Origin of the sequence: Micromonospora sp. ATCC 39149 (assembly GCF_000158815.1) — a bacterium.
In the GTDB taxonomy this organism is placed as follows: domain Bacteria; phylum Actinomycetota; class Actinomycetes; order Mycobacteriales; family Micromonosporaceae; genus Micromonospora.
Genome location: NZ_GG657738.1, coordinates 1,873,583 through 1,875,798, shown reverse-complemented (window position 1 = coordinate 1,875,798; position 2,216 = coordinate 1,873,583). Strand labels below are relative to the sequence as shown.

Sequence of the window (2,216 nt, the reverse complement as noted above, 5' to 3'; positions counted from 1 at the left end):
CCGTGTGCGCGGAGATCGGCCGGGACCCGGCCGGGATGAGCTGGTCCAACGCCCTGGTGCTGTGCTGTGGACGGGACGAGGCCGAGGTGCGGCGGCGGGCCGAGGTGATCGGGCGGGAGCCGGCCGAGCTGCGCGAGAGCGGCCTCGCCGGCACCCCCGCCGAGGTCGTCGACAAGATCGGCCGATACGCGGAGACGGGCAGCGGCCGGATCTATCTCCAGGTCCTCGACCTGGCCGACCTGGACCACGTCGAGCTGGTCGCCGCCGAGGTGATGCCTCAGCTCTAGCGGCCGATTCGCCGGATCGGCTGACACCCGGGCCCCGCTGGCGGAACCTGCGAAAGAGCCTCGGGCGGAGGTGGGGGCGTGTTCGTCTACCACCGGTCGGGCCCGGCATGGCTGCGAGGGTGGGAAGCGCCGGCAACGCCCCGGCTGGCTCAGCGGGTCGGGTGCTCGTCGCGCACGACGGTGTCGAGGCGGCCGTCCCGGTCGCAGTCCAGGTACGTGATGTCCGGGACGCCGTCGCCGTCGAGGTCGAACTGCACCACGTCGGCGATCCCGTCGCCGTCGAGGTCGGTGACCACCTCCGTCGAGCCGTCCAGGTGGTGGGTGACGATCGAGTGCGACTCGACCGGCGGGCGCGGGGCCGGCGCGGGGGTCGGCCTCGGCGTGGGGCCGGGCGACGGCACGGCGTACGTCCCGGTGGCCCGGCCGGGCCCCGGGTACGCCCCGATCGGCCGGTCGGTCGCCGGGTCCGGACCGACGCCGGTCGGGTCCATCTCCTCCTCGGACGGGTAAACGTCGCCGCGCAGGGCGGGGTCCGGATAGCTGCTCATGGGCGTATGGTTCCCCGACGACGCCCCGGGCAACCAGTGTCCGGCCCGCCGGAGCCGCCCGGGCGTCGATTCGACGACGCCGAGTGACGGGAGGGTCACGTGGACGCGAGCGACCGGGAGTCCGGGGCGGGCGTGCCGGAGCGCAACTGGGCCGGCAACGTGCGGTACTCGGCGGCGCGCCGGCACCGCCCGACCGGGCTGGACGAGCTGCGCCGGCTGGTCACCGGCAGCGACCGGCTGCGGGCGGTCGGCACGGGTCACTCGTTCAACCGGCTCGGCGACACCGGCGGGGACCTGGTTTCGCTGGCCGGGCTGCCGCCGACGGTCGAGGTCGACCGGGAGCGGTCAACGGTCACCGTCGCCGCCGCCGTGCGCTACGGCGACCTGGCCACCCGGCTGCACGCCGCCGGGTACGCCCTGCCGACGATGGCGTCGCTGCCGCACATCTCGGTGGCCGGCGCGGTGGCCACCGCCACCCACGGCTCGGGCGTCGGGATCGGCAACCTGGCCTCGGCCGTCTCGGCGCTGGAGCTGGTCACCGCCGACGGGGATCTGCTGACCGTACGGCGGGACGCCGACGGCGACCGGTTCGCCGGGATGGTGGTTTCGCTCGGCGCGCTGGGCGTGGTCACCCGGGTCACCCTGGACGTCGTGCCCGACTTCGAGGTGCGGCAGTACGTCCGGCTCGGCCTGTCGCGCGCGGCGCTGGACGAGGCGTTCGCCTCGGCGTACAGCGTGAGCCTGTTCACCGACTGGCGCGGCGACCGGATCGACCAGGTGTGGCGCAAACAGCTCGCGGACGCCCCGCCGCCGCCGGCCGACTGGCTCGGCACCACGGCGGCGGCCGGACCCGTACACCCGGTGCCAGGGATGCCGGCGCGCAACTGCACCGCCCAGCTCGGCGAGCCGGGGCCGTGGCACGAGCGGCTGCCGCACTTCCGGCTCGGCTTCACCCCGAGCAGCGGCGACGAGCTCCAGTCGGAGTACCACCTGCCCCGGGCGGCGGCGGCCGGGGCACTGGCCGCGCTGGACCCGCTGGCGGACCGGATCGCCGCCGTGCTCCAGGTCTGCGAGCTGCGTACGGTCGCCGCCGACGAGCTGTGGCTGAGCCCGCAGTACCGGCGGGACAGCCTCGCCGTGCACTTCACCTGGATCGGCGACGCCGACGCGGTGGCCCCGGTGCTCGCCGAGGTGGAACGGGTGCTGGCCCCGTTCGCGCCCCGGCCGCACTGGGGCAAGGTGTTCACCCTCGACCCGGCGGCGGTCGCCGCCGCGTACCCCCGGCACGCCGACTTCCTGGCGCTGGCCCGCGAGCTGGACCCGGTGGGGAAGTTCCGCACCGACCTGCTGGACGGCTACTTCCCCCGCTGACGCCGCCCGG

Annotated in this window: 2 protein-coding genes and 1 pseudogene; 2 read left to right on the top strand and 1 reads right to left on the bottom strand. The window is 75.6% G+C overall.

Annotated elements, in window-relative coordinates; genetic code table 11:
- Positions 1–287, top strand: a pseudogene (locus tag MCAG_RS07645) (LLM class F420-dependent oxidoreductase); the annotation flags it as partial.
- Positions 288–436: 149 nt separating this feature from the next.
- On the opposite strand, the gene MCAG_RS07640 reads toward MCAG_RS07645, so the two are convergent.
- On the bottom strand, positions 437–835 hold the full coding sequence (locus MCAG_RS07640) for a hypothetical protein (RefSeq protein ID WP_036372767.1): 399 nt from the start codon (positions 833–835) through the stop codon (positions 437–439).
- Positions 836–934: 99 nt separating this feature from the next.
- Here MCAG_RS07640 and MCAG_RS07635 point away from each other — a divergent pair, with 99 nt between their 5' ends.
- Positions 935–2,206: an FAD-binding protein gene (locus MCAG_RS07635; RefSeq protein WP_007072386.1), complete on the top strand. Its 1,272-nt coding sequence runs from the start codon at positions 935–937 to the stop codon at positions 2,204–2,206.
- The last annotated feature ends 10 nt before the right edge of the window (positions 2,207–2,216 follow it).

Excerpts from the sequence above, each read along its gene's own strand:
- MCAG_RS07640 (WP_036372767.1), bottom strand. The coding sequence starts at position 835 with ATGAGCAGCTATCCGGACCCCGCCCTGCGCGGCGACGTTTACCCGTCC.